Annotated in this window: 1 protein-coding gene; it reads left to right on the top strand. The window is 65.5% G+C overall.

All coding sequences use genetic code 11. The features are described from left to right. Positions 1 to 510, top strand: a 510-nt coding sequence (locus tag J6525_RS46575) for a transposase (RefSeq protein ID WP_225649631.1), incomplete at its 5' end; no start/stop codon positions are given. Between the last annotated feature and the right edge of the window lie 189 nt (positions 511 to 699).

Here is a 699-nt window from a genome sequence, read left to right as displayed (position 1 = left end):
GAGCTGTTTGTGGTGCTGGGCCGGGAGCGCGTCAGGCTCGAGGGTGAGTTGGAGGCGGTTGAGGCCAAGCTGATGGCCTGGCACCGCGCCGATGCCACGGGCCGGCGCTTGGCTCAGATCCCCTCGGTCGGTCCGATCGTTGCAACCGCGCTGGTGATGAAGACACCTGATCCGCGCACGTTCCGTTCTGGTCGTCATTTTGCGGCCTGGCTGGGATTGACACCCAAGGACCACTCCACCGCTGGCAAGACCAGACTTGGCAAGATCACGCGGGCTGGCGATGAGGACTTGCGCCGTCTGCTGGTGGTCGGGGCCACAGCGGTGATCCAGCAGGCCAGGCGGGGACGCGGTCATCACTCGCGCTGGCTGCTGGCCCTGATCAAGCGCAAGCCGCCGAAGCCTGCGGCCGTGGCGCTCGCCAACAAAGTGGCCCGTATCGCCTGGAAGCTGATGGCAACGGGCGAGAGTTACGAGGCGGCACGGATGAATCCCATGACAGCCGCCGCCTAATCGATTAGCCGGCGGGCTCGCTCGCCGGCCGACCGGAGCTGCAAGAGCAGATGGAGCGATCGATCGAGCAACGATGCGAGACAGTCCGCAGGACCCATCGGCCGCCAACAGGCCGCGTGGTTGTTTGGAACTCGCATCGCGCAAACCATCTTGGCCAGCGATCCATTCGATCGCACCCAACAGGCCGGA

Source organism: Bradyrhizobium australafricanum, from assembly GCF_020329495.1.
GTDB classification, from domain to species: domain Bacteria; phylum Pseudomonadota; class Alphaproteobacteria; order Rhizobiales; family Xanthobacteraceae; genus Bradyrhizobium; species Bradyrhizobium australafricanum.
Note: the sequence above shows the minus strand (reverse complement) of the source record. Positions and strands in the feature narration are given on the sequence as shown.